This is a genomic window from Propionivibrio sp., from assembly GCF_047602565.1.
In the GTDB taxonomy this organism is placed as follows: Bacteria; Pseudomonadota; Gammaproteobacteria; order Burkholderiales; family Rhodocyclaceae; genus Propionivibrio.
Genome location: NZ_JASGGX010000001.1, coordinates 277,182 through 301,554, shown reverse-complemented (window position 1 = coordinate 301,554; position 24,373 = coordinate 277,182). Strand labels below are relative to the sequence as shown.

The 24,373-nt window shown below is 67.5% G+C and carries 15 protein-coding genes; 11 read left to right on the top strand and 4 right to left on the bottom strand.

From position 1 onward, the window contains the following. Positions 1–29 precede the first annotated feature (29 nt). Both QM701_RS01360 and QM701_RS01355 read right to left on the bottom strand, forming a co-directional pair. Positions 30–1,679 carry an electron transfer flavoprotein-ubiquinone oxidoreductase gene (locus tag QM701_RS01360; protein WP_415165319.1) on the bottom strand — a complete coding sequence of 550 codons (1,650 nt, stop codon included), beginning with the start codon at positions 1,677–1,679 and terminating at the stop codon, positions 30–32. 60 nt (positions 1,680–1,739) lie between these two features. Next, complete coding sequence (locus tag QM701_RS01355) at positions 1,740–2,666, bottom strand: LysR substrate-binding domain-containing protein (protein ID WP_415165318.1); 927 nt, start codon at positions 2,664–2,666, stop codon at positions 1,740–1,742. A 109-nt stretch (positions 2,667–2,775) separates the two neighbouring features. Here QM701_RS01355 and QM701_RS01350 point away from each other — a divergent pair, with 109 nt between their 5' ends. From QM701_RS01350 to QM701_RS01325, 6 genes are all read left to right on the top strand, one after another. Continuing rightward, positions 2,776–3,528 carry an electron transfer flavoprotein subunit beta/FixA family protein gene (locus QM701_RS01350; protein ID WP_415165317.1) on the top strand — a complete coding sequence of 251 codons (753 nt, stop codon included), beginning with the start codon at positions 2,776–2,778 and terminating at the stop codon, positions 3,526–3,528. After that, positions 3,525–4,487 (top strand): electron transfer flavoprotein subunit alpha/FixB family protein, encoded by a 963-nt coding sequence (locus QM701_RS01345; RefSeq protein ID WP_415165316.1) that lies wholly within the window; start codon positions 3,525–3,527, stop codon positions 4,485–4,487. The genes QM701_RS01350 and QM701_RS01345 overlap by 4 nt, the downstream gene beginning before the upstream one ends. Positions 4,488–4,521: 34 nt before the next feature. Next, positions 4,522–5,307 carry a ferredoxin--NADP reductase gene (locus QM701_RS01340; RefSeq protein WP_415165315.1) on the top strand — a complete coding sequence of 262 codons (786 nt, stop codon included), beginning with the start codon at positions 4,522–4,524 and terminating at the stop codon, positions 5,305–5,307. 190 nt (positions 5,308–5,497) lie between these two features. Further along, on the top strand, positions 5,498–6,175 hold the full coding sequence (gene tsaB, locus QM701_RS01335; protein ID WP_415165314.1) for a tRNA (adenosine(37)-N6)-threonylcarbamoyltransferase complex dimerization subunit type 1 TsaB: 678 nt from the start codon (positions 5,498–5,500) through the stop codon (positions 6,173–6,175). After that, positions 6,175–6,651, top strand: coding sequence for a ribosomal protein S18-alanine N-acetyltransferase (gene rimI, locus QM701_RS01330; RefSeq protein ID WP_415165313.1), 477 nt, complete (start codon positions 6,175–6,177; stop codon positions 6,649–6,651). Before tsaB ends, rimI begins: the two co-directional genes overlap by 1 nt. Next, positions 6,648–7,439, top strand: a complete 792-nt coding sequence (locus QM701_RS01325) for a uracil-DNA glycosylase (RefSeq protein WP_415165312.1) — start codon at positions 6,648–6,650, stop codon at positions 7,437–7,439. Before rimI ends, QM701_RS01325 begins: the two co-directional genes overlap by 4 nt. A 25-nt stretch (positions 7,440–7,464) precedes the next feature. Here QM701_RS01325 and lplT read toward each other — a convergent pair whose 3' ends face one another. Then, positions 7,465–8,730: a lysophospholipid transporter LplT gene (lplT, locus tag QM701_RS01320; protein ID WP_415165311.1), complete on the bottom strand. Its 1,266-nt coding sequence runs from the start codon at positions 8,728–8,730 to the stop codon at positions 7,465–7,467. Positions 8,731–8,895: 165 nt separating this feature from the next. On the opposite strand from lplT, the gene alr reads away from it, so the two are divergent. From alr to QM701_RS01295, 5 genes are all read left to right on the top strand, one after another. After that, positions 8,896–9,993 carry an alanine racemase gene (gene alr / locus QM701_RS01315; protein WP_415165310.1) on the top strand — a complete coding sequence of 366 codons (1,098 nt, stop codon included), beginning with the start codon at positions 8,896–8,898 and terminating at the stop codon, positions 9,991–9,993. A gap of 1 nt (position 9,994) precedes the next feature. After that, positions 9,995–11,359 (top strand): DNA repair protein RadA, encoded by a 1,365-nt coding sequence (gene radA / locus QM701_RS01310; RefSeq protein WP_415165309.1) that lies wholly within the window; start codon positions 9,995–9,997, stop codon positions 11,357–11,359. 25 nt (positions 11,360–11,384) lie between these two features. Beyond that, a complete protein-coding gene (locus QM701_RS01305) occupies positions 11,385–13,958 on the top strand; it encodes an ABC transporter permease (protein ID WP_415165308.1) in 2,574 nt (857 codons plus the stop codon). A 48-nt stretch (positions 13,959–14,006) separates the two neighbouring features. Then, a complete protein-coding gene (locus QM701_RS01300) occupies positions 14,007–14,795 on the top strand; it encodes a transporter substrate-binding domain-containing protein (RefSeq protein ID WP_415165307.1) in 789 nt (262 codons plus the stop codon). A 155-nt stretch (positions 14,796–14,950) separates the two neighbouring features. Then, positions 14,951–16,258 carry an HD-GYP domain-containing protein gene (locus QM701_RS01295; RefSeq protein WP_415165306.1) on the top strand — a complete coding sequence of 436 codons (1,308 nt, stop codon included), beginning with the start codon at positions 14,951–14,953 and terminating at the stop codon, positions 16,256–16,258. A gap of 66 nt (positions 16,259–16,324) precedes the next feature. On the opposite strand, the gene QM701_RS01290 is transcribed toward QM701_RS01295, so the two are convergent. Further along, complete coding sequence (locus QM701_RS01290) at positions 16,325–24,163, bottom strand: calcium-binding protein (RefSeq protein WP_415165305.1); 7,839 nt, start codon at positions 24,161–24,163, stop codon at positions 16,325–16,327. Positions 24,164–24,373: the final 210 nt, after the last annotated feature.

The following is a 24,373-nucleotide window of genomic DNA, read 5'->3' as shown; positions in this document are numbered from 1 at the left end:
GCCGTGTCGTTGTGGTTGAAATTTTTCGGTCACATCCCCACGAACGTCGGCCCGCTGCCGCCTTCGGGCGGCACCCACACGATGTTTTGGGTCGGGTCCTTGATGTCGCAGGTCTTGCAGTGGATGCAGTTCTGGGCGTTGATCTGCAGCGCCGGGGCGTCCGGTTCGCCGACGATCTCGTAGACGGCGGCCGGGCAGTAGCGCTGTTCGGGCGCGTCGTAGCGGGGCAGGTTGATGCGGATCGGCACGCCGGCGTCCTTCAGGCGCAGGTGGCACGGCTGGTCGTCGTCGTGGGCGATGTTGGACAGGGCGATCGAAGCCAGGCGGTCGAAGGCGACCACGCCGTCGGGCTTCGGATAGGCGATGCGCTCCGCCTGCGCCGCGGGCGTCAGGCAGTCGTGGTCCGCTTTGCGGTGGCGCAGCGTCCACGGCGCGCGCAGGCCGAGGGCGGCCAGCCACATTTCCATGCCGCCCAGGGCCGAGCCGGCGAAAGTGCCCAGGCGCGACAGCCAGGGCTTGACGTTGCGCACCGCGTCGAGGTCGCGCCACACCCAGGAACGGCGCAGCGCCTCGGGGTAGGCCGCCAGCCGGTCGTGCGCGCGGCCCTCGGCCAGCGCCGCGCAGGCCGCCTCGGCGGCGAGCATGCCGGACTTCATGGCGTTGTGCGTGCCCTTGATGCGCGGCACGTTGACCATGCCGGCGCTGCAGCCGATCAGCGCGCCGCCGGGGAAGACGAGTTCGGGGATCGACTGCAGCCCGCCTTCGGCGATGGCCCGCGCCCCGTAGCCGAGGCGTTCCGCGCCGGCCAGCAGCGGCCGGATCTCGGGGTGCATCTTGAAGCGCTGGAACTCGTCGAACGGCGAGAGGAAGGGATTGGCGTAGTCGAGGTGCACGACGAAGCCGATGGCCACCCGCTGCTCGCCATAGTGGTAGATGAACGAGCCGCCGCCGGTGGCGCGGCCGAGCGGCCAGCCGAGCGTGTGCTGCACCAGGCCGGGGCGGTGCCGCTCCGCCGGCACGCGCCACAGCTCCTTGAAGCCGATCCCGTATTTCTGCGGCGAGACGCCGCGGCGCAGGTCGAAATGCCCTTCGAGCTCGCGCGTGAGCGAACCGCGCGCGCCCTCGGCGATCAGCGTGTAGGCCGCGCGCAGCTCCATGCCCGGCGCGAAGCGGGCGGTTTCCGCGCCGCGCGCGTCGCGCCCCATGTCGCCGGTGAGCACGCCGAGCACCCCGCCGTCGCCGTCGTAGAGCATCTCCGCCGCGGCGAAGCCGGGATAGATCTCGACGCCGAGCGCCTCGGCCTGCTCGCCCAGCCAGGCGCAGAGTTCGCCCAGGCTGACGATGTAGGCGCCGTGGTTGTGCATCAGCGGCGGCTGCAGGGCGTTGGGAATCCGCCGGGAGCCCGTCTCGCCGAGCAGAAGGAAGCGGTCCTCGCTGACCGCGGTGCGCACCGGCGCGCCCTGCGCCCGCCAGTCGGGCAGCAGCTCGTTCAGGGCGATCGGATCGATCACCGCGCCGGACAGGATGTGCGCGCCGACCTGCGCGCCCTTTTCCAGGACGCACACGCTGATCTCGCGGTTCTCCGCCTGCGCCAGCTGCTTGGCGCGGATGGCCGCCGCCAGCCCGGCCGGGCCGGCGCCGACGATCAGCAGGTCGTAGTTCATCACGTCTCGTTCCATGGTGCGTTCTCCTCGTTCCGGCGGCCCGCGCGGGGCGGCGATGGTAACCGATTCCCGGTTTCAGGGGATATAGGGCAGGTCGATCTCGTCGCTGCGGCGCACGCCGGCGGTGAAGGCGCGGCATTGTTCGAGGAAGGCGCGCAGGCCGCGCGTCTGGTGCTTGCGGGCGTGCCAGACGAAATGGAAGCGCCGCCGCAGGTCGAGCTCGGGCACCTCGATCGGCTTCAGGCTCTCGCGGCGGAAGGCCTCGCGCAGCGCCAGCCGCGAGATGCAGCCGATGCCCAGGCCCGATTCGACGGCGCGCTTGATCGCCTCGGTGTGTTCGAGGACCAGCCGCTCGCGGGCGCGGAAGCCGTTGCGGGAGAGCGCCTGGTCGAGCGTCTGGCGGGTGCCCGAGCCGAGCTCGCGCATGATCCAGGCCTCCTCGCGCAGTTCGTCGAGCGGCACCGCGGCGCGTCCGGCCAGCCGGTGCGAGGGGGCGCAGAACACCACCAGTTCGTCGTCGACCCACGGCGTGGCGAGCAGGTCGCGGTGCTGGCAGTCGCTTTCGATCAGGCCCAGGTCGAGCTCGAACCTGGCGACCTGCTCGATGATCGTCGCGGTGTTGTTGACCCGCAGTTCGACGCGGCTGTTAACGTAGCGCTGCAGGTACTCGGCGACGATCAGCGTGGCCAGGTAGTTGCCGACGGTCAGCGTGGCGCCGATCTGCAGCGTGCCGAAGCCCGAGCGGCCTTCGAGCACGTTCTCGATCTCGGCCGCGTGGTCGAGCAGTTCCACGGTCGCCGGCAGCAGCAGCGTGCCGACCTCGTTGAGCCGCAGGCTCTTGCCGACCCGGTCGAACAGCGGCCGGGCGTGGATGCGTTCGAGCTCGCCCAGCGCCGTGCTGGCCGCCGATTGCGACATGGCCAGCTCCTCGGCGGCGCGCGACACGCTTTCGTGGCGCGCCACCGCGGCGAAGACTTCCAGCTGCCGGAGCGTGAACTTCATGGGCTTATCTATCTTTTAGATATAACTTATAACAACAATCCAGTTTACAGATATTGTACGCAACCCTAGAATTCACGGCAATTTACGTGGCTTTCCCCAGGAAGACAAAATGAAAGTGTTGGTCGCGGTGAAGCGGGTGGTCGATCACAACGTGCGTGTCAGAGCGCTGCCCGACAATTCCGGCGTCAACGTCGCCGGCGTCAAGATGAGCATGAATCCGTTCGACGAAAACGCCGTCGAGGAGGCGCTGCGCCTCAAGGAAGCGGGCATCGCCACGGAAATCGTGGCGGTGTCGATCGGCACCGCGGCGGCGCAGGACGTCCTGCGCCACGCCCTGGCGATGGGCGTCGACCGCGCCGTGCTGGTGGACAGCGCGCAGGCGCCGCAGCAGCTGGCCACGGCCAAGATCCTGCGCGCCCTGGTCGACCGCGAGCAGGCGCCGCTGGTGCTGCTCGGCAAGCAGGCGATCGACGACGACGCGGGACAGACCGGGCAGATGCTGGCCGGCCTGCTCGGCTGGGCGCAGGGCACCTTCGTCTCCGCCCTCAAGGTGGCCGACGGCGTCGTGCGCGTGACCCGCGAGATCGACGGCGGCACCGAGGAACTGGAATTCGCGCTGCCCGCCGTGGTCACCGCCGACCTGCGCCTCAACGCACCGCGTTTCGTGCGCCTGCCCAATCTGATGCAGGCGAAGAAGAAGCCGATCGAGACGATTCCCGTGGATTCCCTGGGCGTCGATGCCGCGCCGCGCCTGGCCGTGCTGAAGGTGGCCGAACCGCCGCCGCGCAAGGCCGGCGTGCGGGTCGGCAGCGTCGCCGAACTGGTCCAGCGGCTGAAGGATGAAGCGGGGGTGTTGCAATGAAAGTACTGATTCTTGGCGAACACGACGGCCGGCAGCTGAAGGTCGGCACCCGGCAGGCCGTGACGGCGGCCAGCCAGCTCGGCGAAGCAGCCGATCTGCTGCTGGTCGGGCACCAGCTGGACGGCGTCGCCGCGGCCGCGCGGGCGCTGCGCGGCGTCTCCCGCGTGCTGGTGGCCGACGCGCCGCATCTCGCATCGCTGCTGGCCGAGGACGTGGCGGCGCTGCTCGTCTCGCTGGCCGGCGGCTACGGGGCGATCGTCGCGCCGCACGCCACCTTCGCCCGCAACGCGCTGCCGCGCGCGGCGGCGATGCTCGACGTGGCGATGCTCTCCGACGTGCTCGAAATCCTCGGCGACAACACGTACCTGCGTCCGATCTACGCGGGCAACCTGGTTGCCACCGTGCAGAGCCGCGATCCGATCCAGGTGCTCACCGTGCGCGGCAGCCGCTTCGCGCTGGCGGAAGAGGGCGGCCAGGCGGAAATCGTCGCGCTGGCGGCCGGACCGGCCTTCCCGGGCTCGCGCCGGATCGGGGCGCGGCACGGCGCCGGCGGCGGCCCCGAACTCGGCAGCGCGCGGGTGGTGGTTTCCGGCGGGCGCTGCCTGGGCAGTGCGGAACGCTTCGACGAAGTGCTCTCGCCGCTGGCCGAGGCGCTCGGCGCCGCGCTCGGCGCCACGCGCGCGGCGGTGGACGCGGGCTACGCCCCGAACGAGATGCAGGTCGGGCAGACCGGCACCATCGTCGCCCCCGACCTCTATTTCGCCATCGGCGTCTCGGGCGCCGTGCAGCACACCGCCGGGATGAAGGACAGCAAGATCGTCGTGGCCATCAACAAGGACCCCGAGGCGCCGATTTTCGAAGTCGCCGACTACGGCCTGGTGGCGGACCTGTTCGACGCCGTCCCGGCGCTGACCACGGCGTTGAACGCAGCGCTGAACGAGGAAAACGCGCAGGGCTGATCCCCGCGCCTTGAACTGAGGAAGAACCCGTATCATGACCATACCGAGCACATTGAGCATGGAACGCGTGCTGAGCGTTCGCCACTGGAACGACACGCTGTTCAGCTTCCAGACCACGCGCGACCAGGGGTTGCGTTTCGAGAACGGGCAGTTCGTGATGATCGGCCTGCAGGTCAACGAACGGCCGCTGCTGCGCGCCTACAGCATCGCCAGCGCCAACTACGAGGAGCACCTGGAGTTCTTCAGCATCAAAGTGCAGAACGGCCCGCTGACTTCGCGCCTGCAGCATCTCAAGGAGGGGGACTCGATCCTGGTCAGCCGCAAGCCGACGGGAACGCTGGTGCTCTCCGACCTGCGTCCCGGCAGGAACCTTTACCTGCTGTCGACCGGCACCGGCCTCGCGCCCTTCATGAGCCTGATCCAGGACCCGGAAGCCTACGAGCGCTTCGAGAAGGTGGTGCTGGTGCACGGCGTGCGCCGCGTCTGCGACTTGGCCTACGACGAGTTCATCAACCAGGAACTGCCGCAGAACGAGTTCTTCGGCGAGGAAGTGCGCGACAAGCTCATCTACTACCCGACCGTGACCCGCGAACCGTTCCGCAACCAGGGGCGGCTGACCGACCTGCTCGAATCGGGCAAGCTCTGCCGGGACATCGGCCTGCCGCAGATCGACCCGCAGCACGACCGCGCCATGCTCTGCGGCAGCCCGGCCATGCTCGCCGACACCAGCGGCCTGCTGGACCGCCTGGGCTTCCAGGTCTCGCCGCGCATCGGCGACACCGGCGACTACGTGATCGAACGGGCGTTCGTCGAGAAGTAGGCGGGAAAGCTCTTTCTCCCTCCCCTTCAAGGGGAGGGCTGGGGTGGGGATGGGGTAAGAGCTGCCTCAATCGCCGCAAACACCACCCCATCCCCCTCCCAGCCTCCCCCTTGAAGGGGGAGGAGCCGGTGGTGCACTTGTCCTCGGAAGCAATAGGTGTGACCGGGGGCAGCGGGTAAAATAGTCCCCCATGAAAATCCTCGCCCTCGAAACCGCCACCGATCCGGGGTCCGTCGCCCTGTGGCTGGACGGCCGGGTCGTCGCCCGCGTCTGTCCCGCCGAGCTGTCCAATTCCGCGTCGCTGCTGCCGGTCGCGCAGGCGCTGCTGGAGGCGGAAGGATTGGGTTTTTCCGTCCTCGACGGCATCGCCTTCGGCATGGGGCCGGGCTCGTTCACCGGGCTGCGCGTGTCCTGCGGCGTGGCGCAGGGCCTGGCCGTCGCCCGCGATCTGCCGCTGCTCGGCATCGGCACGCTCGACGCTATGGCCCTGGCGGCCGACGGCGAGCGGGTAATCGCGCTGCTCGATGCGCGCATGGGCGAGATCTATCACGGGTGCTTCATCGACGGCGTGCTGCAGGGCGAGATCGGCGTCTGCCCGCCGGAGTCCGTGCCGCTGCCCGCGTCGCCGGGCTGGCTGGCCTGCGGCAACGGCCTGTCCGCCTATCCCGCGCTGCGCGAACGCCTGGCCGAGCGGGTCGCGGAATGGAAACCGGAAATCCTGCCGCACGCCGGATTCGTCGCACGCCTGGCCGGGCCGCGTATGGAACGGGGCGAGCGCGTGGATCCGGCGGACGCCGCGCCGCTCTATGTGCGCGACAAGGTGGCCAAGACCGTCGCCGAGCGCCTAGCCGAGGGAGGCCGGGCCTGATGAACGCCGTGCTCGAACCGGCCGTCGAGATGCTGCCGATGACCGCGCGGGACATCGACGAAGTCCTGCGCATCGAGTACCGCGCGTACTCGCACCCCTGGAGCCGGGCCAACTTCGCCGATTCGATCGGCAGCGGCTACAGCTGCTGGGTGTGCCGCGTCGGCGGCGAACTGGTCGGCTATTTCGTGCTCATGCTGGCCGTCAACGAGGCGCATCTGCTCAACATCAGCGTCGCCGAGAAACGCCAGGGCTTCGGCTTCGGCGCCCGCCTGCTGCGCCATGCCATGGACGCCGCGCGGCGGGGCGGCGCCGGGACGCTGCTGCTCGAAGTCCGCCCGTCCAACGAGCGGGCGCTGGCCCTGTACCGCCATTTCGGTTTCCGCCAGATCGGCGTGCGCCGCGGCTACTATCCCGCCGCTATCGGGCGCGAGGATGCGCTGGTGTTGATCTGCGGCCTCGGGGAGACCCGCGCATGAGCCTGCCGCGCAAGGCGATCCTCGCGGAAATGGGCCTGTCGCCCGTCTGGGTCCGGCGCGACGAGCCAGGCGTGGCGCGGAGGGAGGATGAGCCAACGTCCTCTCCGGCAACCAAAGATATTGATATCGCCGCGCCGGCCGTTCGTCCGGCTGCGCCGCCGGAGGAACGGGCCGGCACGCGGGAATCCGGCGATCGGGCGGCGCAGATCGCCCGCATGGGGTGGGAGGAACTGCGCCGGACCATTCTCGACTGCCGCGCGTGCGGCCTGTGCGCCAACCGCAAGCAGGCCGTCCCCGGCGTGGGCGACGAGAACGCGGCGTGGCTGTTCATCGGCGAAGGGCCGGGGGCCGAGGAGGATGCGCGCGGCGAGCCTTTCGTCGGCCAGGCCGGCCGCCTGCTCGACGCCATGCTGGCGGCCATCGGCCTGAAGCGCGGCGAGGACGTCTACATCGCCAACGCCGTCAAATGCCGGCCGCCCGGCAACCGCACGCCGGAAAACGCCGAAATGGCCGCCTGCTTCCCCTACCTGCAGCGGCAGATCGCGCTGATCCGCCCGCGCCTGATCGTCCTGCTCGGCCGGGCGGCGGTCAATGCGGTGCTCGGGCAGGAGGGTTCGCTGTCCAGCCTGCGCGGCAAGACCCTGGCCTACCGCGACGGCGACCGCGAAATCCCGGTGCTGGTGACCTACCACCCCGCCTACCTGCTGCGCAACCTGCCCGACAAGGCCAAGGCCTGGGAGGATCTGTGCCGCGCGCGGGCGCTGATGCGCGGGCTGAACGCGCGGTAGCAGCTCCGCCGCGGCAACCCGGCGATCAATGCATGGCGTGGTCGTCGAGATGGACCATGTCGTCGTGTTCGCGCTGGTTGGCTTCGTGGCGGCGCTTGACCAGCATCATGCTGGCGCTGACGAAGAGGCCGAACAGGGTGATCACCCAGTAGATCGACAGGTTGGCCTTGACCATCACGTAGTACAGGCCGGTCATGGCCAGGATCGACAGGTTTTCGTTGAAGTTCTGCACCGCGATCGAATGGCCGGCGCCCATCAGGATGTGGCCGCGGTGCTGCAGCAGGGCGTTCATCGGCACCACGAAGTAGCCCGACAGCGCGCCGATGATGATCAGCAGCGGCACGGCCAGCCAGGTGTGATGCACGAAGTTCATCACCAGCACGATCAGGCCCATGGCGATGCCGAGCGGGATGACCTTGACCGACTTGCGCAGCGTGATGGCCTTGGCCGCCGCCACCGCGCCGAGCGCCACGCCGACGGCGACGACGCCCTGCAGCATGCTCGACTTCGAGAGATCGAGGTTGAGCGAGACTTCCGCCCACTTGATCACGATGAACTGCAGCGTGGCGCCGGCGCCCCAGAACAGGGTGGTGACGGCCAGCGAGACCTGCCCGAGGCGGTCGCGCCAGAGCAGCGTCAGGCAGTGGTTGAATTCGCGGATCAGGTACCAGGGGTTCTTGTGCAGCGGCTTGTGGTCGACGCCGGTGTCGGGAACGTAGAGATTGAAGATCGAGGCCACCACGTAGAACGCGCTGACGAAGCACAGCGCCATTTCGCCCACCGTGTCGATGCCGGTGTCGATGAGCGGGAAGTCGAGCCCCAGCAGGCGGTGGGCGATGGCCGGCTGGATCAGCGTGCCGCCGATGACCACGCCGAGGATGATGGCGCCGACGGTCAGGCCTTCGATCCAGCCGTTGGCGATGACCAGCAGGCGGTGCGGCAGGTATTCGGTGAGGATGCCGTACTTGGCCGGCGAGTAGGCGGCGGCGCCGAGCCCGACCACGGCGTAGGCGAGCAGCGGGTTGACGGCGAAGAACATCATGGCGCAGCCGATGATCTTGATCGTGTTGCTGATGAACATGACCCGCCACTTGGGCATCGAGTCGGCGAAGGCGCCGACGAAGGCGGCCAGCGCCACGTAGGAGACGGTGAAGAAGGTTTTCAGCAGCGGCTCATAGGCCGGCGGCGCCTGCATCTCACGCAAGGCGGCGATGGCGACGATCAGCAGGGCGTTGTCGGCCAGCGCGGAAAAGAATTGCGCCGCCATGATGATGTAGAAGCCAAAGGGCATCGAAATCCGACCGCTTTTTGTTGTCTGGTGCGCGTTTATATCACGAAATTCCGGGGGAGATGCGTTGACAAAGTCACGCTCCGGCCGGACATCGGTGCCCCTTTGAGGCAGAATGTCGGGCTGTCGCACGTCGTCCGGCGTGCCCGTCCAGAGGGGGTTTTGCAGATGCCGCGACCGATCCAGGCCCGTATCGATCTTGCCGCCATCCGCCACAATTACGGCGTCGCCAAGGCGCATGCGGCGCGCTCCGGCGGCGCGGCCAGGGCCTGGGCGGTGGTCAAGGCCGACGCCTACGGGCATGGCCTGATGCGCGCGGCGCGGGCGCTGGCCGGGGTCGCGGACGGCTTCGCCCTGCTCGACGTCGAGGCCGCCGTGACGCTGCGCGACGCCGGGTTCCGGCAGCCGATCCTGCTCCTGGAAGGCTTCTTCGACCGTCCCGACCTGGAGGCCTGCGCGGCGTACGGATTGACGCCCGCCGTGCACCGGCTCGATCAGCTGCGCATGATCCGCGACGCGGCCTTGCCCGCGCGCCTGCCGATCTACGTCAAGTTCAACACCGGCATGAACCGCCTCGGCTTCCTGGCGGAGGAGGTCGCCGCGCTGCGTCGTGAACTGGCGGAGACGGCCCCTTTCCTTGCCTCGGTCACGCTGATGACGCATTTCGCCACGGCGGACGACGCGCACGGCGTGGACTGGCAGCTCGAACGTTTCCGGCGGATGACCGCGGGCTGGGACCTGCCGGCGTCGCTGGCCAACTCGGCGGCGATCCTGCGCCACCCGCACACGGCCGGAGACTGGGTGCGGCCGGGCATCGTCCTGTACGGCGGCAGTCCGTTCGCGGACGAGAGCGCCGCCAGCTTCGGGCTGCGCCCGGTGATGACCCTGACCAGCCGCGTCCTGGCCGTGCAGGAGATCGGTCCGGGGGAGCGGGTCGGTTACGGCGGCACCTTCGCGGCGTCCCGGCCGATGCGCATCGGCGTGGTCGCCTGCGGCTACGCCGACGGCTATCCCCGCCACGCGCCGAGCGGAACGCCGATCCAGGTGGCCGGCGCGCGCACGGCGACCGTCGGCCGCGTATCGATGGACATGCTGACCTGCGACCTGACCGATATTCCGCAGGCCGGCGTCGGCAGCGAGGTGGTGCTGTGGGGCGACGGACTGCCCGCCGACGAGGTGGCCGCCGCCGCCGGCACCATCAGCTATGAGCTGTTCTGCGCCCTGGCCCGGCGCGTGCCGGTGGTCGAGGCGGGGAGCGGCGGCTGAGATGGCCAAGGGGAAGACGATCTACTCCTGCACCGAGTGCGGCGCCACGTCGTCGAAGTGGCAGGGGCAATGCCCGGGGTGCGAAGCGTGGAACACGCTGGTCGAGACCGTGGCCGAGGCCGACACGCCGGCGACGCGGCGCTTCGCCGCGCTGGCCGGCACCGCGCGGGTGCAGACGCTCTCCGAGATCGAGGCGCGCGAGGAGGACCGGCTGCCGACCGGCGTCGGCGAGTTCGACCGCGCGCTCGGCGGCGGCCTGGTGGCCGGCGGCGTGGTGCTGATCGGCGGTGATCCGGGCATCGGCAAGAGCACCCTGCTGCTGCAGGCGCTGGCCGCGCTGTCCGCCGCCTCGCCGGTGCTCTACGTGAGCGGCGAGGAATCCGGCCAGCAGATCGCCCTGCGCGCGCGGCGCCTCGCGCTGGACACCCGGCAGCTCAAGCTGCTGGCGGAGATCAACCTGGAAAAGATCCTCGCCGCGCTGCAGGCGGAAAGGCCGCACGTGGCGGTGATCGACTCGATCCAGACGCTGTGGTCCGAACAGCTCGGCTCGGCGCCGGGTTCGGTGGCGCAGGTGCGCGAGTGCGCGGCGCAGCTCACCCGGCTGGCCAAGCAGAGCGGCACCACGGTGATCCTGGTCGGGCACGTCACCAAGGAAGGCGCGCTGGCCGGGCCGCGCGTGCTGGAGCACATCGTCGACACCGTGCTCTACTTCGAGGGCGACACGCATTCGAGCTTCCGCCTGATCCGGGCGGTGAAGAACCGCTACGGCGCGGTCAACGAGATCGGCGTCTTCGCCATGACCGACCGCGGGCTGAAAGGGGTGAGCAACCCGTCCGCGATGTTCCTCTCGCAGCACGGCCAGAACGTTCCCGGCTCGTGCGTGCTGGTCACCCAGGAGGGCACGCGGCCGCTGCTGGTCGAGGTGCAGGCGCTGGTCGACCAGGCGCACGGCAATCCGCGCCGGCTGACCGTCGGGCTCGACGCGCAGCGCCTGGCCATGCTGCTGGCCGTGCTGCATCGCCACGCCGGCATCCTGTGCTTCGACCAGGACGTTTTCGTGAACGCCGTCGGCGGCGTGCGGATCGGCGAGCCGGCGGCCGATCTGGCGGTTCTTCTTTCGATCGTGTCTTCTTTGAAAAACAAAGCGTTGCCTGAGAAACTTATAGTGTTTGGCGAAGTCGGCCTGGCCGGCGAGATCCGCCCCGCGCCGCGCGGCCAGGAGCGTTTGAAGGAAGCCGCCAAGCTCGGCTTCACCCGGGCGCTGATCCCGGAAGCCAACAAACCCCGGCAGCCGGTCGCCGGCATGGAGATCATCGCCGTGCGCCGCGTGGAAGAAGCCTTCCAGAAGCTGCGCGAACTCGAATGAAGCCGGCGCCGGAGGCACGCGCACCATGAACACCCTCGGCTTCCTCCTGCGCATGCTGCGCCGCGACGCGCGCGCCGGCGAGCTGCACCTGCTCGCGGCGGCGCTGGTCGTGGCCGTGGCGGCGCTCACCGCCGTCGGCTTCTTCACCGACCGCGTGCGCCAGGCACTGCTGCTGGAAGCCAACCAGCTGCTCGGCGCCGACCTGCTGCTGATCTCCGATCACGCCTGGGCGCCCGGCGTCGCCGAGGCGGCGCGCCGGAGCGGCCTGACGGTGGCGGAAACGCAGACTTTTCCGAGCATGGTGGCGCAGGGCGGGGAGGGCCGGGAAAGCGACGCGGCGCGCGTGCAGCTGGCCGATATCAAGGCGGTTTCCACCGGCTACCCCCTGCGCGGCCGGCTGCGCGTGGCGCCGGCGACGCACGCGGCCGACGCGCCCGCCGACGGCGTTCCGGCCAAGGGCGAGGTCTGGGTCGACGAACGGCTGGCGTCGGCGCTGGACGCGCGGGTCGGCGACCGCCTCGCGCTCGGGCAGGCCGGCCTGCGCGTCGCCGCGATTCTCACCTACGAACCGGACCGCGGCTTCAACGTCTTCAGCGTCGCGCCGCGCCTGCTGATGAACCGCGCCGACCTCGACGCGACCGGCCTGATCCAGCCGGGCAGCCGCGTCTCGTATCGCTTGCTCCTGGCCGGAGAATACAAATCAATCAAAGAGTTCAGGACGATAGTTGACAAACTGCTTGAACGCGGACAACGGATCGAGGACGCCGAGAACGGACGCCCGGAAATCCGTTCGGCGCTCGAACGCGCGCAGCGTTTCCTCGGCCTTTCCGCGCTGCTGAGCGTGGTGCTGGCGGCGGTGGCCGTGGCCCTGGCCGCGCGGCGCTACCTGCACCGCCACCTCGATCCCTGCGCGGTGATGCGCTGCCTGGGCGCCACGCAGGGATTCCTGCTGCGCGTGTACGTCGGGCAGTTCGCCCTGCTCGGCGTGCTGGCCTCGGCGGTGGGATGCGCGCTCGGCTTCGCCGCCCACCTCGTGCTGCACGCCTGGCTGGCGCAGCTGCTCGCCACGTCCTTGCCGCCGCCGGGCGCGCTGCCGGCGGTCCAGGGCATCTTCGTCGGGCTGCTGCTGCTCTTCGGCTTCTCCCTGCCGCCGCTGCTGCAGCTGCGGCGCGTTTCCACGCTGCGCGTGCTGCGGCGCGAGCTGTTCACGGCCGGCATGCCGTCCCCCCGGCTGGCCGCCGGCTACGCCGCCGGGCTGGCGGCCCTGGCCGGGCTGATGTTCTGGGTGGCCGGCGAGGCGCGCCTGGGCGCCTACGTCGTCGCCGGTTTCACCGCCGCCCTGCTGGCTTTCGCGGGCGTGGCGTGGCTGGCCGTGCGCCTGTCCGCGCGGCTGCGGCCGGCCGCGTCGGCGGGCGCCGGGCGGGACGACGGCCGGAGCGACGGCCGCGGTGATGGCCGATTCGGCTGGCGCTACGGCATCGCCAGCCTGCGGCGGCATACGGCGGCCAGCGTCGTGCAGGTCGTCGCCCTGTCGCTCGGCTTCACCGCGCTCCTGCTGCTCACGGTGACGCGCACCGAACTGCTCTCCGCATGGCAGCGGGCCGTGCCGCCGGACGCGCCGAACCGCTTCGTGATCAACATCCAGCCCGACCAGCGGGATGCGGTGCAGCGGTTTTTCGCTGCGGACGGCCTGCAACCCGAGTTCGCGCCGATGGTGCGCGGCCGCCTCGCCAGGGTGAACGGCGCGCCGGTCGCCCCTGAACGCTACGCGGACGAGCGCGCCCGGCGGCTCGTCGAGCGCGAGTTCAATCTCTCCTACCGGGCCAATCTGCCGCCCGGCAACACGGTCACGGCCGGCCGCTGGTTCGCGGCGGAGGAAGCGGGCCGGGGCGAGGCCTCGGTCGAGGAGGGCCTGGCCGCGACGCTGGGGCTGAAGGTCGGCGACCGGCTGGAGTTCTCGGTGGCCGGCGCGCCGGTCGCCATGGAAGTGGTCGGGCTGCGCAAGCTGGACTGGGATTCGATGCGGGTCAACTTCTTCGTCCTGACGCCGCCCGGCGTGCTCGACGGCCAGCCTGCGAGCTGGATCACCAGTTTCCACCTGGCCGACGACCGGGAGGACTTCGTCGGCCGCCTGGTGCGTGCGTTTCCGAACCTGACCGTGATCGACGTCGCCGCCATCGTGCGCCAGTTGCAGTCGGTCACCGATCAGGCGGCGCGGGCGGTGCAGTTCGTCTTCCTGTTCACGCTGGCGGCCGGCATCGTCGTGCTCTACGCCGCGCTGGCGTCGGCGGCCGAGGAGCGCCGCTACGAACTGGCGATCATGCGCGCCCTGGGCGCCCGGCGGGAACAGCTGCGGCGGGCCGTGCTCGCCGAGTTCGCGGCGATCGGCGGCCTGGCCGGGCTGATCGCCGCGCTGGCGGCCCTGGCGATCGGGCAGGTGCTGGCGCAGCGGGTCTTCAACCTGGAGCTCGCGCCGGCGTGGTGGCTGCCGCCGGCCGCGGCGCTGGGCGGCGCCCTGCTGGTGGTCGGCGCCGGCTGGTTCGCCGCCGCGCGGCTGCTGCGCCAGTCCCCGCTCGACGCCCTGCGCCTGGGCGCGTAACGTTCGGTCTACGCACGCTATTTTTTCAACCCGTAAAAGGAAAAGAAGATGAAACGACTCTCTGTCCTGCTTGCGCTGGCCGGCTGCATCGCGGCGGCGAACGTCGGCGCCGCCGAGTTTCCGGCCAGCCGTATCGACCAGGTGCTGGAAAAGAAAAAACTGACCGTGTGCACGGCGGGCGACTACAAGCCCTACACCTACCTGGACCCGGCCACGGGCAAGTTCGAGGGCATCGACATCGAACTGGCGCAGATGCTCGGGCAAAGCCTGGGCAAGGACGTCGAAGTGGTGTTCGTCAAGACCAGTTGGCCGACGCTGATGAAGGATTTCCTCGACGGCAAGTGCGACATCAGCGCGGGCGGCGTGTCGATCACGCTGGACCGCGCGCGCCAGGCGTATTTCTCGTCGGCGATCGCGCTTTCCGGCAAGACGCCGATCACCCGCTGCGAGAACGCGGCGAAGTTCCAGACGCTGGAACAGATCGACCAGCCGACGACGAAGGCCATCGTCAATCCCGGCGGCACCAATGAGCGCTTCGCCCGCGCCAACCTGAAGCAGGCCCAGATCGAGGTGTTCCCGGACAACGTGCACATCTTCGACCAGATTCTCGCCGGCAAGGCCGACCTGATGATCACCGACGCCGAGGAAACCCTGCTGCAGCAGAAGCTGCGGCCGGGACTCTGCGCGGTGCACCCGGAAAGGCCGTTCACCTTCGCCGAAAAAGCCTTCATGCTGCCGCGCGGCGACGAGGCGTTCAAACAGTACGTGGACCAGTGGATCAACCTGATCAAGGGCGACGGCACGCTGTCGCGCGTGATCAACAAGTGGCTGAAATAAGCCGGTAGCGTCCGGCGCGGGCCGGCGGAGCTTTCCCGAGGGCGCGCCGCGCCCCGGGGCGGCGCCGGGAACGGGCGGTTTTCATGGAAAATGGCGCCCGTTGATTTTTCTTCCGCACTGCTTTCCGGCCCACCCGCCGGGATGAATTTCCAATCATGGCGCAAGCTGAAAATTCGTTCGTCACGCCGGATCAACTCCAGATCGGGATGTACGTCCATCTGGACATGAAATGGTTCGAGCATCCGTTCGCCTTCGGCAGTTTCAAGATCAAGGACGCCGAGCAGATCCGCATCATCCGCGGCCTCCGCCTGCAGCGGGTACGCTACGACCCGGCGCGCAGCGACGCGGCGCCTCCCGCCACGCTACCGGCCGGCGTGCCGGCGCCGCCGGAGGCGGCAGCTCCCGGCGAAGCCGAGGACGCCGAACGGCAAGCCGAACGATTGCAGGTGCTTGCCGCCAAGCGCGCCCTGATCGAGAAACTCCGGGCGCAGCGGGAGACGGTCGCGCGCATCGACACGGCCTTCCTCGACACGGCCCGGACGATCCGCGACATCGAGCGCAACCTGCAGGCGCGCCCCGAGGAAGCGATCGAGCAGGCCGGCGCGCTGGTGGGCCGCATCGCCGAATCGATCCTTGCCGCCCCGGACCTCGCCATCCACGTGATGGGCGACAAGATGGGCGGGGAGGAAACCTACCTCCACTCGCTGAACGTCACGATGCTGTCGCTGATGGTCGCGCGCGACATCGGGTTGCCGCCGGAAAGCGCGCGATTTCTCGGCCTGGGCGGCCTGTTCCACGACCTCGGGCTGCGGGAGATTCCCGACAAGATCCTGATGAAGCTGGAACCCTTGACCCAGGCCGAGCGCAACTACTACGAACTGCATTGCCAGTACGGCGTGGATATCGGCCGCACGCTGAAACTGCCGCCGCCGGTGCTGGCGATCATCCACGAACACCACGAGATGATCGACGGCAGCGGCTACCCGCGCAAGCTGAAAGGCGAACAGCTCGACCCGCTGGCGCGCATCGTGGCGATCGCCAACCATTACGACGAGCTCTGCAATCCGGTGAACATCCTCAACGCCCTGACGCCGCACGAGGCGCTGGCCACCATGTTCGCCCGCCTGCGCGCCAGGTTCGACGCCAAGCTGCTGCAGACCTTCGTGCGCTGTCTCGGCGTCTATCCGCCGGGGACTGTCGTGCAGCTTGCCAACGACGCGATCGGCATGGTCGTCACGGTCAACACGGCCAAGCCGATGAAACCGATGGTCATGGTGTACGACCCGGCGGTCCCCAAGGAAGAAGCGATTCTCGTCGACCTGGACGGCGAGGACGACGTGAACATCGCCAAGGCCATCCGGCCGGCGCAACTGCCGCGCGAAATCTACAACTACCTCAGCCCGCGCCGGCAGCTCAGCTACTACTTCGATCCCGGCGCGGCGGGGCAACAGGACGCGCCTTGACACGGCCGGATTCACCCCGCCCCGTGCCGCGGAGGATGCGTTTCGGCACGGGGCGGGGGTGGCGGATCAGCCCAGCCGCACCGTTCCGGTCTGCAGGGACGCCGGGTCGTGCAGCGTCTGCGCCTGGGTGCCGAAGCCGGTCTCGCCGATGACGCCCTGCGCGGCCGCGAGGCCGAGGCCGGCGAGGGTACCGTTCCGGCCGTACTGGTAGGCGAGGTCGCCGCCCAGCGCGGCGGTGTCCGACCCGGCCAGTTGGAACTGCGTCAGGGCATTGGTCAGCGCCCAGGCGGAGAGTCCCGGATTGGCCGTGCGCGCCGCATCGAACGCCCCGACCAGACCGGCGAAGTTGAAGGTCTCCACCTTCTGGTCGAGCAGCGGATCGCTGCCGCCGGCCGCGAAGGCATCCATCGCCTCGGCGATCACCTGCAGGTTGACCACCGGCTTCGACGGCGAGGCGGCGTACCAGTCCTTGAAGGTGATCCGGTCGTCCGCGCCCAGCTTGAGCACGAGGTCGTTGGCCGACTTGGCGAAGGCCAGATCGCCATAGGCAAAGTTGCCGCCGAGCGAGAGGGTATCGGCGCCGGTGCCGCCGGCGGCGAAGGTATCCTGCCCGTCGCCCTTGTTGAAGCAGATCACGTCGTTGCCGGCGCCGGTGGTGTAGGTATCGTTGCCGGTACCGCCGATGAACACCTCGGCGGAGGCGCCGCCGGTGAGCGTGTCGCTCCCCGCGCCGCCGTCGAACAATGCCGTCCCCGACGTGTCGGTCAGGGTATCGTTGCCCGCACCGCCTTGCAGGATGTCGTTGCCGGCCAGTCCCTCGATCGTATCGTTGCCCAGACTGCCGGAAAAGAGATCGTTCCCGATCGTGCCGCGCAACGTGTCGTTGCCGTCGGTGCCCGCGAAAGCCTTGGCTTTGAGGGTGGTGATGTCCCAGACGGTGCCGTCGTCGAACTTGAACTGCTGCACGCCGTTGTAAATGCTGCCCGGATCGTCGGCGTAGAAGAAACCGCTGATCGTCACCTTGTCGGTGGTGCCGACGATGGAGACTTCCAGGGCGCGATTGCCGCCCCAATAGCTGTCGTAGGCTTGGCGGAGCACGATGTCGGAGGGCAGCACGCCGGCCTTGAACTGCAAGGTGCTCAGCTTGCCGGCCGTGGCGTCGTAGGTGGTGCCGGTGATCAGATCCTGTCCGTCGCCCTTGCCGAAGAGGTAAGTATTGTTGCCCGATCCGCCGGTCAGGGTGTCGTTGCCGGCGCCGCCATTGAGCGTATCGTTACCGGCTTCGCCGTACAGCGTGTCGTTTCCGTCGCCACCATTGAGTACATCGTTGCCGCCGCGTCCGCTCAAGGTGTCATTGCCGGCCCCGCCGTTGATGGTATCGATCCCCACCGTGCCCGTCAGGGTATCGGCTTCATCCGTGCCGGCATACAGCTGGTCCAGAATGCCAGCCATGTCCCACACGGTGCCGTCGTCGAACTTGAACTGCTGCACGCCGTTATAAACGCTACCCGGATTGTCCTCATAGAAGAAACCGTTGATGGTGATCCTGTCTGTCGTTCCGGCGATCGAGACTTCCAGGGCGCGATTGCCACCCCAGTAGTTGTCGTAGGCCTGACGGAGCACGATGTCGGAGGGCAGCACGCCGGCCTTGAACTGCAAGGTGCTGAGCTTGCCGGCCGTGGCGTCGTAGGTGGTACCGGTAATCAGGTCCTGCCCGTCGCCCTTGCCAAAGAGGTAGGTATTGTTGCCTGATCCGCCGGTCAGGATGTCGTTGCCGGCGCCGCCATTGAGCGTATCGTTGCCGACTTCGCCGTACAGCGTGTCGTTTCCGTCGCCACCATTGAGTACATCGTTGCCGCCGCGTCCGCTCAAGGTGTCATTGCCGGCCCCGCCGTTGATGGTATCGATCCCCACCGTGCCCGTCAGGGTATCGGCTCCATCCGTGCCGGCATTCAACTGAGCCAGGATGCCAGCCATGTCCCACACGGTGCCGTCGTCGAACTTGAACTGCTGCACGCCGTTATAAACGCTACCCGGATTGTCCTCATAGAAGAAACCGTTGATGGTGATCCTGTCTGTCGTTCCGGCGATCGAGACTTCCAGGGCGCGATTGCCACCCCAATAGCTGTCGTAGGCCTGGCGAAGCACGATCTCCGAAGGCAGCACGCCGGCCTTGAACTGCAAGGTGCTCAGCTTGCCGGCCGTGGCGTCGTAGGTGGTGCCGGTGATCAGATCCTGTCCGTCGCCCTTGCCAAAGAGGTAGGTATTGTTGCCTGCTCCGCCGGTCAGGATGTCGTTGCCGGCGCCGCCATTGAGCGTATCGTTGCCGGCTTCGCCGTACAGCATGTCGTTTCCGTCGCCACCATTGAGTACATCGTTGCCGCCGCGTCCGCTCAAGGTGTCATTGCCGGCCCCGCCGTTGATGGCGTCGGCCCCCACTGTGCCCGTCAGGGTATCGGCTTCATCCGTACCGGCATTCAACTGAGCCAGGATGCCGGCCATATCCCACACGGTACCGTCGTCGAACCTGAACTGTTGTACGCCGTTGTAAATGCTGCCCGGATCGTCGGCGTAGAAAAAACCGCTGATCGTCACCTTGTCGGCGGTGCCGGCGATCGAGACTTCCAAGGCGCGGTTGCCGCCCCAATAGCTGTCGTAGGCCTGGCGGAGCACGATGTCGGAGGGCAGGATACCGGCCTTGAACTGTAAAGTGCTGAGCTTGCCGGCCGTGGCGTCGTAGGTGGTACCCGTAATCAGGTCCTGCCCGTCACCCTTGCCGAAGAGATAGGTGTTGTTGCCCACTCCGCCGGTCAAGGTGTCGTTCCCTGTTCCTCCATCGAGCGTATCGTCGCCGACGCCTCCATCCAGCATATCGTTGCCGAGGCCTCCGTTGAGAGTGTCGTTACCGGCCTCGCCATACAGGGCATCATTGCCGTCGCCGCCGAGCAGTACATCATTACCGGCCGCTCCGTTGAGGGTATCGTTGCCCAGGCCGCCGTTCAACGTCTCGGCTGCGATTGTGCCGCGCACCACGTCGTTGCCGTCAGTGCCAGCGTACAACTGGGCCAGAATGCCGGCCAAATTCCACACGGTGCCATCGTCGAACCTGAACTGTTGTACGCCGTTGTAGATGCTGCCCGGATCGTCGGCGTAGAAGAAGCCGCTGATCGTCACCTTGTCGGTAGTACCGGCGATGGAGACTTCCAGGGCGCGGTTGCCACCCCAGTAGTTGTCGTAGGCTTGGCGGATCACGATGTCGGAGGGCAGGATACCGGCCTTGAACTGCAAAGTGCTGAGCTTGCCGGCTGTGGCGTCGTAGGTGGTGCCGGTGATCAGGTCCTGTCCGTCGCCCTTGCCGAAGAGATAGGTGTTGTTGCCCACTCCACCGGTCAGGGTGTCGTTTCCTGTGCCACCGTCGAGAAGGTCGTCACCGACGCCTCCATCCAGCATGTCGTTGCCAAGGCCCCCGTTGAGAATGTCGTTACCCGTCTCGCCATACAGGGCATCATTGCCGTCGCCGCCGAGCAGTACATCATTACCGGCCGCTCCGTTGAGGGTATCGTTGCCCAGGCCACCGTTCAACGTTTCGGCCGCGATCGTGCCGCGCACCACGTCGTTGCCGTCAGTGCCGGCGTACAGCTTGGCCAGGATGTCGGCCATGTTCCATACGGTACCGTCGTCGAACCTGAGTTGCTGGACGCCGTTGTAGATACTGCCCGGATCGTCGGCGTAAAAGAAGCCGCTGATCGTCACTTTGTCGGAAGTGCCGGCGAGGGAGACTTCCAAGGCGCGGTTGGCGCCCCAATAGCTGTCGTAGGTTTGGCGGACCACGATATCGGAGGGCAGGATACCGGCCTTGAACTGCAGGGTGCTGAGCTTGCCGGCCGTGGCGTCGTAGGTAGTGCCGGTAATCAGGTCCTGCCCGTCGCCCTTGCCGAAGAGATAGAGGTTGTTGCCCAATCCGCCGGTCAGGGTGTCGTTTCCTATGCCACCGTCGAGAAGGTCGTCGCCGACCCCTCCGTCCAGCAAGTCGTTGCCGAGGCCTCCGTTGAGGATGTCGTTACCGGCCTCGCCATACAGACTGTCGGCACCGTCGCCGCCAAGTAGCACATCGTTGCCCGCCGCTCCGTTGAGGGTATCGTTGCCCAAGCCGCCGTTCAATGTTTCGGCCGCGATCGTGCCGCGCACCACGTCGTTGCCATCGGTGCCGGCATACAATCGAGCCAGGATGTCGGCGATGTTCCACACGGTGCCGTCGTCGAACCTGAGTTGCTGGACGCCGTTGTAGATGCCGCCCGGATCGTCGGCGTAAAAGAAGCCGCTGATCGTCACCTTGTCGGAGGTGCCGGCGATGGAGACTTCCAAGGCGCGGTTGGCGCCCCAATAGCTGTCGTAGGCTTGGCGGATCACGACCTCTGACGGCAGCACGCCGGCCTTGAACTGCAAGGTACTGAGCTTGCCGGCCGCGGGGTCGTAGGTGGTGCCGGTGATCAAATCCTGCCCATCGCCCTTGCCGAAGAGGTAGAGGTTGTTACCCACTCCACCGGTCAGGGTGTCGTTTCCTGCGCCGCCATCGAGAAGGTCGTCGCCGACCCCTCCGTCCAGCATGTCGTTGCCGAGGCCTCCATCGAGGGTGTCGTTACCGGCTTCGCCATACAGACTGTCGGCGCCATCACCGCCATAGAGCACATCGTTACCGCCACGTCCTGACAGAGTGTCGTTGCCGTCCCCGCCGCTCAGGGTATCGGACCCGACCGTGCCTGCCAGGACATCGGCCCCGGCCGTGCCGGCATACAATCGAACCAGGATGTCGGCGATGTTCCACACGGTGCCATCGTCGAACCTGAGTTGCTGGACGCCGTTGTAGATGCTGCCCGGATCGTCGGCGTAGAAGAAACCGCTGATCGTCACCTTGTCGGCGGTGCCGGCGATGGAGACTTCCAGGGCGCGGTTGGCGCCCCAATAGTTGTCGTAAGCTTGGCGGATCACGACCTCCGACGGCAGCACGCCGGCCTTGAACTGCAGGGTACTGAGTTTGCCGGCTGTGGCGTCGTAGGTGGTGCCGGTGATCAGGTCCTGCCCGTCGCCCTTGCCGAAGAGGTAGAGGTTGTTGCCCACTCCACCGGTCAGGGTGTCGTTTCCTGTGCCGCCATCGAGCGTATCGTCGCCGACGCCTCCGTCCAGCATGTCGTTGCCGAGGCCCCCGTTGAGGGTGTCGTTGCCGGCCTCGCCATACAGACTGTCGGCACCGTCGCCGCCAAGTAGCACATCGTTGCCCGCCGCTCCGTTGAGGGTATCGTTGCCCAAGCCGCCGTTCAATGTTTCGGCCGCGATCGTGCCGCGCACCACGTCGTTGCCGTCAGTGCCGGCGTACAGCTTGGCCAGGATGTCGGTCATTTTCCACACGGTGCCGTCGTCGAACTTGAACTGCTGGACGCCGTTGTAGATGCCGCCCGGATCGTCGGCGTAGAAGAAGCCGCTGATCGTCACCTTGTCGGTGGTGCCGGCGATGGAGATTTCCAGAGCACGGTTGCCGCCCCAATAGTTGTCGTAGACCTGGCGGATCACGACCTCCGAAGGCAGCACGCCGGCCTTGAACTGCAGGGTACTGAGCTTGCCGGCCGTGGCGTCGTAGGTGGTACCGGTGATCAGGTCCTGTCCGTCACCCTTACCGAACAGGTAGGTGTTGTTGCCCAATCCGCCGTACAGCACGTCGTTGCCGGCGCCGCCGTCCAGGATGTCGTTGCCGTTGTCGCCGTACAACGTGTCGGCGCCATCCCCGCCGAACAATTTATCGTCACCTGCCGCACCATTAATCGTGTCGTTACCCAAGCCGCCCGAAAGGAGGTCGTTCCCGATCGTGCCGCGCAGGGTGTCGTTGCCGTCGGTACCCCCAAAAACCTTGGCCTTGAGCGTGGCGATGTCCCAGACGGTGCCGTCGTCGAAGCGGACCTGCTGTACCGAGTTGTAGGGCGTGGCCGGGTCGTCGCCATAGAAGAAGTACTGCACCGTGATCCGGTCGGTCGTGCCGGCCACGCGGAGGACCAGGTCGTTGTCCACGCGTGTCACCGTCACCTCGGCTGGCAGCACGCCGGCCTTGAACTGCAGGACGTTGAGCTTGCCGGCCGTGGTGTCGTGGCTGGTGCCAATGATGTCCTGTCCGTCGCCCTTGCCGAAGAGGTAGATGTTGTTACCCAATCCGCCGTACAGCACGTCGTTGCCGGCGCCGCCATCCAGGATGTCGTTGCCGTTGCCTCCATTGAGCGTGTCGTTGCCTGCCCCGGCGGAAATGATGTCCGACGTTGCTCCGCCATTCAGCGTGTCGTTCGCGTCGGTGCCGATCCTGAATTCGGGGACGACGTCCGGGCTTCCTGCGAACACCGCCGCCAATCCGGCCTTGAGCGCTTCGAGCTGCCCGCTGGCCCTGGCCTCGTTGGCCCAGGCGACGAGTTTCTGTGCGGAATTCCAGCCGAGCGTGGCGCCGTAGCTGTTGAGGTCCAGTGCGTCGGTGAAGGCGCGCACGCGGTCGGTGGCATAGAGGGCGTCGAGCGCGGCGGTCATGGCGCTGTAGTCGAGCCGGATGCCGTTTTGGTCGATGGTCAGGCTGATCTGGTCGAGGTAGGGTTTCAGGCGCGTTTCCAGCACCAGGCCGGCGTAGATGGATTCCTTGAGCTGGGTGTAGCTCTGTTCGAGCAGGGTGACCTGGGCGGCGCTGAGGGTGACGAAAGCGTACGGCACGATGTCGGCGCCGGTCATGCCGCCGCTGCCGCCCGAGCCGGTCCCCGCTCCCGCGCTCACGCTGACCGTCGCCCCGGCGCCGGTGGTGACGCGGTCGTTGCCGACGGTGACGAAGAGGGTGCCGTTGAACTTTTCGAGGATGCCGATCAGGTTGCGGAGGTAGGCCGCCTTGGCGTTGAAGGTGGCGACGGCATCGCTGAAGTGGTCGTTGCCGGGGTCCGCGCGGTAGTCGGCGGCGGTCAGGCCCGGCGGCAGGTAGGCGATGCGGAAGTTGCGGCCTTCGGCCTCGTCCATGGAAGTCTTCATGGACGAGGTGCCGGCCCAATGGGCGATGAGGCTGTCGAGGGCGCTCAGCATCTGGGTGCGGGAGAGGCCGGCGAGGGCATTGACGTCGGAGACGATGCGGGCATCGAGGCTGGCGGCTTCGCGCAGGTCACGGACCATGCCGGAGCCCTGCATGCCGGGGAGGGCCTTGGCGGCGTCGGAGAGGGGGACGGCCTGGGTGAAGTCGCTGTAGAAGGGATTGTCGGCGAGGTTGAGGTTGCCGGCGGTGCCGGTGGTGCCGTCGGTCTTGGTGTAGGTGCCGGTGGCGGTCAGGGTGTTGCCGCCGGCGAGGCCGGTATTGGTGGCGGTGTTGGCGAGGTTGATGCTGGCGATGCCGGCGTCGGCGAGGCTGACGAGTTCGCCGGTATCGGAAATGCCGTCCTGGTCGAGGTCGCGCCAGAGTTTGACGTGGGCGAACTGGTCGTCGGCGGCGGAGAAGAGGCCGTCGTGGTTGGAATCGAGGTCGGCGAGGGCGGCGAAGCCGTTGGCGGCTTTCTGGCCGTTGGCAAGGACGGTATCGACGCCGAAGAGTTCGCGGCCGGAATCGATGATTCCGTTGCCGTTGCGGTCGAGGACGAGGAGGGCGTCGTCGCCCTTGACCCAACCGGTGCCGGTGCGCACGCCGTCGCCGTCGTGGTCGAAGAGGGTGGTGTTGGTGGAGGCGATGCCGGTGGTTTCGAGGCCGTCGCCGTCAAGATCGAGGGCCAGAGGATCGACTTGTCGCCAATTGCGGCCGGAGAGATAGGTGGTGTTGGTGGCAGGGTCGATCTCATCCGCATGAGCTTTATTAATACTCCAATTAATGACCTGACCAGCTCCGATGACCCTCGACGCATAAATCATCAGTCTTGCTGCCCTACCCGCAGGGGTAAACGTTATCGCAGCAGCAACACCAATAGCTATGATATTCCCAGCGAGATTTAACCAATCTTCAAGATTCGTTTCTCTTCCATTTTCCAAATCGCCTTGAATTGTACTTATAGTTAATAACGCCGCTGCAGCGTTGGTTTCAATAGAGACTAAGGGAGATGCCAATGCAGAAGAAACTCCAGC

Bases quoted from the DNA above. Each gene is read 5' to 3' on its own strand.
- QM701_RS01360 (WP_415165319.1), bottom strand. From the start codon at position 1,679: ATGGAACGAGACGTGATGAACTACGACCTGCTGATCGTCGGCGCCGGC.
- QM701_RS01355 (WP_415165318.1), bottom strand. From the start codon at position 2,666: ATGAAGTTCACGCTCCGGCAGCTGGAAGTCTTCGCCGCGGTGGCGCGC.
- QM701_RS01350 (WP_415165317.1), top strand. From the start codon at position 2,776: ATGAAAGTGTTGGTCGCGGTGAAGCGGGTGGTCGATCACAACGTGCGT.
- QM701_RS01345 (WP_415165316.1), top strand. From the start codon at position 3,525: ATGAAAGTACTGATTCTTGGCGAACACGACGGCCGGCAGCTGAAGGTC.
- QM701_RS01340 (WP_415165315.1), top strand. From the start codon at position 4,522: ATGACCATACCGAGCACATTGAGCATGGAACGCGTGCTGAGCGTTCGC.
- tsaB (WP_415165314.1), top strand. From the start codon at position 5,498: ATGAAAATCCTCGCCCTCGAAACCGCCACCGATCCGGGGTCCGTCGCC.
- rimI (WP_415165313.1), top strand. From the start codon at position 6,175: ATGAACGCCGTGCTCGAACCGGCCGTCGAGATGCTGCCGATGACCGCG.
- QM701_RS01325 (WP_415165312.1), top strand. From the start codon at position 6,648: ATGAGCCTGCCGCGCAAGGCGATCCTCGCGGAAATGGGCCTGTCGCCC.
- lplT (WP_415165311.1), bottom strand. From the start codon at position 8,730: ATGCCCTTTGGCTTCTACATCATCATGGCGGCGCAATTCTTTTCCGCG.
- alr (WP_415165310.1), top strand. From the start codon at position 8,896: ATGCCGCGACCGATCCAGGCCCGTATCGATCTTGCCGCCATCCGCCAC.
- radA (WP_415165309.1), top strand. From the start codon at position 9,995: ATGGCCAAGGGGAAGACGATCTACTCCTGCACCGAGTGCGGCGCCACG.
- QM701_RS01305 (WP_415165308.1), top strand. From the start codon at position 11,385: ATGAACACCCTCGGCTTCCTCCTGCGCATGCTGCGCCGCGACGCGCGC.
- QM701_RS01300 (WP_415165307.1), top strand. From the start codon at position 14,007: ATGAAACGACTCTCTGTCCTGCTTGCGCTGGCCGGCTGCATCGCGGCG.
- QM701_RS01295 (WP_415165306.1), top strand. From the start codon at position 14,951: ATGGCGCAAGCTGAAAATTCGTTCGTCACGCCGGATCAACTCCAGATC.
- QM701_RS01290 (WP_415165305.1), bottom strand. From the start codon at position 24,163: ATGATTTATGCGTCGAGGGTCATCGGAGCTGGTCAGGTCATTAATTGG.